2 tRNA genes and 3 rRNA genes are annotated in these 6,029 nt (G+C 49.2%); all 5 read left to right on the top strand.

The annotated features are described in order from the left end of the window. Positions 1 to 486 precede the first annotated feature (486 nt). The 5 genes from ACO0LE_RS19995 to rrf all read left to right on the top strand — a co-directional run bounded on the left by ACO0LE_RS19995 (position 487) and on the right by rrf (position 5,980). A 16S ribosomal RNA gene (locus tag ACO0LE_RS19995) occupies positions 487 to 2,017 on the top strand. A gap of 132 nt (positions 2,018 to 2,149) precedes the next feature. Next, positions 2,150 to 2,226 (top strand) — tRNA-Ile (locus ACO0LE_RS20000). Positions 2,227 to 2,267: 41 nt separating this feature from the next. After that, a tRNA-Ala gene (locus ACO0LE_RS20005) sits at positions 2,268 to 2,343 on the top strand. A gap of 404 nt (positions 2,344 to 2,747) precedes the next feature. Then, positions 2,748 to 5,624, top strand: a 23S ribosomal RNA gene (locus ACO0LE_RS20010). A 243-nt stretch (positions 5,625 to 5,867) separates the two neighbouring features. Further along, a 5S ribosomal RNA gene (gene rrf, locus ACO0LE_RS20015) occupies positions 5,868 to 5,980 on the top strand. Together the 16S, 23S and 5S rRNA genes with 2 tRNA genes alongside form the textbook arrangement of a ribosomal RNA operon. Positions 5,981 to 6,029: the final 49 nt, after the last annotated feature.

Consider the following 6,029-nt stretch of genomic DNA (forward strand, 5'->3'; position numbering starts at 1 on the left):
AGTCCTTGCAATGGTGTGTGGTATTTGCTATAGTTCGGCTCCCGTCGAGAGGCGGGGGGAGAAAAGAAAGTGAAGTAGTTGATACAGGTTTTAGAAGTGAAGAGTTAGAAGCGGGTAGTTAAGCGTGGATAACGAAAGCGGCTAAAAAAGGTGTTGACGAAAAGTAGGAAGTGCTTCATAATCTCGCTTCTTTGCTGTTGACAAACAAAACGATTTGCAGCGCAGCGAAGGGTGAAATAGGTTGATTCGAAAGAGTCCCGGTTTTGCCAAGGCAGGAAATAAGATCTTTAACAATTAACAGTCAATAAATGTGGGCACTTGATAGAAAGCGCCGCGATCAAATTTATTTGATCGTGATACTTAAAAAATATCAAATGTTCGCAAAAGTAATCAATAGGATATCTCGCAAGAGATAGCCTGTCAGTTATTTGAGTGAGCGACACTGTTCGAAAGAACAGAGTTCAGAAATGAACAAAAACAGAGATTAAACTGAAGAGTTTGATCCTGGCTCAGATTGAACGCTGGCGGCATGCCTTACACATGCAAGTCGAACGGTAACAGGGAGCTTGCTCCGCTGACGAGTGGCGAACGGGTGAGTAATATATCGGAACATACCCTAGAGTGGGGGATAACGTAGCGAAAGTTACGCTAATACCGCATACGAACTAAGGTTGAAAGTGGGGGATCGCAAGACCTCATGCTCATGGAGTGGCCGATATCTGATTAGCTAGTTGGTGAGGTAAAGGCTCACCAAGGCGACGATCAGTAGCTGGTCTGAGAGGACGACCAGCCACACTGGAACTGAGACACGGTCCAGACTCCTACGGGAGGCAGCAGTGGGGAATTTTGGACAATGGGCGCAAGCCTGATCCAGCAATGCCGCGTGAGTGAAGAAGGCCTTCGGGTTGTAAAGCTCTTTTGTCAGGGAAGAAACGGTCTACTCTAATACAGTGGGCTAATGACGGTACCTGAAGAATAAGCACCGGCTAACTACGTGCCAGCAGCCGCGGTAATACGTAGGGTGCAAGCGTTAATCGGAATTACTGGGCGTAAAGCGTGCGCAGGCGGTTATATAAGTCAGATGTGAAATCCCCGGGCTCAACCTGGGAACTGCATTTGAGACTGTATGGCTAGAGTGTGTCAGAGGGGGGTAGAATTCCACGTGTAGCAGTGAAATGCGTAGATATGTGGAGGAATACCGATGGCGAAGGCAGCCCCCTGGGATAACACTGACGCTCATGCACGAAAGCGTGGGGAGCAAACAGGATTAGATACCCTGGTAGTCCACGCCCTAAACGATGTCTACTAGTTGTCGGGACTTAATTGTCTTGGTAACGCAGCTAACGCGTGAAGTAGACCGCCTGGGGAGTACGGTCGCAAGATTAAAACTCAAAGGAATTGACGGGGACCCGCACAAGCGGTGGATGATGTGGATTAATTCGATGCAACGCGAAAAACCTTACCTACCCTTGACATGTACAGAATGCCGAAGAGATTTGGCGGTGCTCGCAAGAGAACTGTAACACAGGTGCTGCATGGCTGTCGTCAGCTCGTGTCGTGAGATGTTGGGTTAAGTCCCGCAACGAGCGCAACCCTTGTCATTAGTTGCTACGAAAGGGCACTCTAATGAGACTGCCGGTGACAAACCGGAGGAAGGTGGGGATGACGTCAAGTCCTCATGGCCCTTATGGGTAGGGCTTCACACGTCATACAATGGTACATACAGAGGGCCGCCAACCCGCGAGGGGGAGCTAATCCCAGAAAGTGTATCGTAGTCCGGATTGTAGTCTGCAACTCGACTACATGAAGTTGGAATCGCTAGTAATCGCGGATCAGCATGTCGCGGTGAATACGTTCCCGGGTCTTGTACACACCGCCCGTCACACCATGGGAGCGGGTTCTGCCAGAAGTAGGTAGCTTAACCGTAAGGAGGGCGCTTACCACGGCAGGGTTCGTGACTGGGGTGAAGTCGTAACAAGGTAGCCGTATCGGAAGGTGCGGCTGGATCACCTCCTTTCTAGAGTTGTGCTGAAAGTTAAGTGTCCACACTTATTGACTGTTAAAACAAAGAACAAGGTAAGTCACTGAAGAAGTGACAAGCTGTGTAACTTAGCGGTAGCGATACCGGTAAGACTCGAAGCAAGCACCTGGGTCTGTAGCTCAGTTGGTTAGAGCACCGTGTTGATAACGCGGGGGTCGTTGGTTCGAGCCCAACCAGACCCACCATATAACGTGGTGGCGGTGGTTGACGACGCACACAAGGTTTCGGGGGTTTAGCTCATCTGGTAGAGCACCTGCTTTGCAAGCAGGGGGTGAACGGTTCGATCCCGTTAACCTCCACCAAGATTTGTCAAAAGTACAAACCTAAGTCAAGCCGGCGCAGTCAAGTGCCAAGGTAAGCGATTTAGGTTTGATCTTTCAACAGAGATTAAAGAAATACAGAATTACCGTTCTTTAACAATTTAGAAGAAGTAAAGTAGAAATAATCAAAATTATTTCTGTAAAGAGAAGTTAGCAACGACAGTTGTTAATGGAAATTATGGAAGGGTTGTGATTGTATCGAACAAACAAAGTATTAAAAAGAGTTTGAAAAGCACTGCTGAAAAGCAGAGTTTTAGAAAAATCAAATTCCTTGAGATACGGCAAACGCTAAAGTAATACTCAATAGTAGTAAAGAACTATAACCGGTTTTTAGTGATGAACCTGCTCTTAGTAATAAGAGCAGACACTAGAAGCTAACGTTATAGGGACAAGTGACTAAGTGCACATGGTGGATGCCTTGGCGATATCAGGCGATGAAGGACGTAGTAGCTTGCGATAAGCTGCGGGGAGTGAGCAAACACACTTTGATCCGCAGATTTCCGAATGGGGAAACCCGGCCGTAAGGTCATTGCATACTGAATACATAGGTATGCAAAGCGAACGTGGCGAACTGAAACATCTAAGTAGCTACAGGAAAAGAAATCAACCGAGATTCCCAAAGTAGTGGCGAGCGAAATGGGAACAGCCTGCAAGATTTAGCATCTTTGATAGTAGAACGGATTGGAAACTCCGGCCATAGAGGGTGATAGCCCCTTATACGAAATCATCGGTGTGGAACTAAGTTTGCGACAAGTAGGGCGGGACACGTGAAATCCTGTCTGAACATGGGGGGACCATCCTCCAAGGCTAAATACTCGATATCGACCGATAGTGAACCAGTACCGTGAGGGAAAGGCGAAAAGAACCCCGGAAGGGGAGTGAAATAGATCCTGAAACCGTGTGCATACAAACAGTAGGAGCGGACTTGTTCCGTGACTGCGTACCTTTTGTATAATGGGTCAGCGACTTACATTCAGTGGCAAGGTTAACCGCATAGGGAAGCCGTAGAGAAATCGAGTCCGAATAGGGCGAAATTAGTCGCTGGGTGTAGACCCGAAACCAAGTGATCTACTCATGGCCAGGTTGAAGGTGCGGTAACACGCACTGGAGGACCGAACCCACTAATGTTGAAAAATTAGGGGATGAGCTGTGGGTAGGGGTGAAAGGCTAAACAAACTTGGAAATAGCTGGTTCTCTCCGAAAACTATTTAGGTAGTGCCTCAAGTATCACCATCGGGGGTAGAGCACTGTTATGGCTAGGGGGTCATCGCGACTTACCAACCCATTGCAAACTCCGAATACCGATGAGTGCGAGCTTGGGAGACAGACGTCGGGTGCTAACGTCCGGCGTCAAGAGGGAAACAACCCAGACCGCCAGCTAAGGTCCCAAAGTACAGCTAAGTGGAAAACGAAGTGGGAAGGCTAAAACAGTCAGGAGGTTGGCTTAGAAGCAGCCACCCTTTAAAGAAAGCGTAATAGCTCACTGATCGAGTCGTCCTGCGCGGAAGATGTAACGGGGCTAAGCTGTACACCGAAGCTGCGGATATCCTTTATTGGATATGGTAGGAGAGCGTTCTGTAAGCCTGCGAAGGTGTCTTGTAAAGGATGCTGGAGGTATCAGAAGTGCGAATGCTGACATGAGTAGCGATAATGGGGGTGAAAAGCCCCCACGCCGTAAGCCCAAGGTTTCCTGTTCAACGTTCATCGGAGCAGGGTGAGTCGGCCCCTAAGGCGAGGCAGAGATGCGTAGCTGATGGGAAGCAGGTTAATATTCCTGCACCGTCGTATGATGCGATGGGGGGACGGATCACAGAAGGTCGTCAGGCGGTTGGAAGAGCCTGTTCTTGACTTGTAGAAGGCACTTAGGCAAATCCGGGTGCGTAATTCAAGGGGTTGAGACGAGTGAACTTGTTCACGAAGCGATCGGAAGTGGTTCCAAGAAAAGCCTCTAAGCTTCAGTCATACGAGACCGTACCGCAAACCGACACAGGTGGGCGAGATGAGTATTCTAAGGCGCTTGAGAGAACTCGGGAGAAGGAACTCGGCAAATTGGTACCGTAACTTCGGGATAAGGTACGCCCTTGTAGTTTGACCCCCCTGCGGGGGAAGGATGAAAGGGTTGCAATAAACTGGTGGCTGCAACTGTTTAATAAAAACACAGCACTCTGCAAACACGAAAGTGGACGTATAGGGTGTGACTCCTGCCCGGTGCTGGAAGATTAAATGATGGGGTGCAAGCTCTTGATTGAAGTCCCAGTAAACGGCGGCCGTAACTATAACGGTCCTAAGGTAGCGAAATTCCTTGTCGGGTAAGTTCCGACCTGCACGAATGGAGTAATGATGGCCACACTGTCTCCTCCCGAGACTCAGCGAAGTTGAAATGTTTGTGATGATGCAATCTACCCGCGGCTAGACGGAAAGACCCCATGAACCTTTACTGTAGCTTTGCATTGGACTTTGAACCAATCTGTGTAGGATAGGTGGGAGGCTTTGAAGCGGGGACGCCAGTTCTCGTGGAGCCAACCTTGAAATACCACCCTGGTTTGTTTGAGGTTCTAACCTTGGCCCGTTATCCGGGTCGGGAACAGTGCATGGTAGGCAGTTTGACTGGGGCGGTCTCCTCCCAAAGTGTAACGGAGGAGTTCGAAGGTACGCTAGGTACGGTCGGACATCGTGCTAATAGTGCAATGGCATAAGCGTGCTTAACTGCGAGACTGACAAGTCGAGCAGGTACGAAAGTAGGACATAGTGATCCGGTGGTTCTGTATGGAAGGGCCATCGCTCAACGGATAAAAGGTACTCTGGGGATAACAGGCTGATTCCTCCCAAGAGTTCATATCGACGGGGGAGTTTGGCACCTCGATGTCGGCTCATCACATCCTGGGGCTGTAGCCGGTCCCAAGGGTATGGCTGTTCGCCATTTAAAGTGGTACGTGAGCTGGGTTTAAAACGTCGTGAGACAGTTTGGTCCCTATCTGCCGTGGGCGTTGGAAGTTTGAAGGGGGCTGCTCCTAGTACGAGAGGACCGGAGTGGACGAACCTCTGGTGTATCGGTTGTCACGCCAGTGGCATTGCCGAGTAGCTATGTTCGGAAGAGATAACCGCTGAAAGCATCTAAGCGGGAAACTCGCCTTAAGATGAGACTTCCCAGAGCCTTGAGCTCTTTAAAGGGTCGTTCGAGACCAGGACGTTGATAGGCTGGGTGTGGAAGTGCAGTAATGCATTAAGCTAACCAGTACTAATTGCCCGTAAGGCTTGTCCCTATAACCTTAGCAGGTTGTAGGCTACGACAAGTATTGTGAAGTGTTTGCGACAATGTGTGAGTTCGGAAGAATTCCACCTGTTCGACAGCAGTCACAACCACCACAGCAAGCGATGGTCTCGCTTGCTGTGACAAAACAAATTGATTAGTGCGAATAAGATCGCACACTCTACTGAGCTTCTTCTGAATTGGATTTGTTGTCGACTACCGATCAACGTAGTCAACAACAGATCAACAAGTTATGCCTGATGACCATAGCAAGTCGGTACCACCCCTTCCCATCCCGAACAGGACCGTGAAACGACTCCGCGCCAATGATAGTGCTGCAACCAGTGTGAAAGTAGGTCATCGTCAGGCTTTTATTCCGCATACCCCCGCTCAAGTAATTGACCGGGGGTCTTGCTTT

This window comes from Undibacterium sp. Xuan67W (assembly GCF_049340165.1).
Taxonomy (GTDB): domain Bacteria; phylum Pseudomonadota; class Gammaproteobacteria; order Burkholderiales; family Burkholderiaceae_D; genus Undibacterium.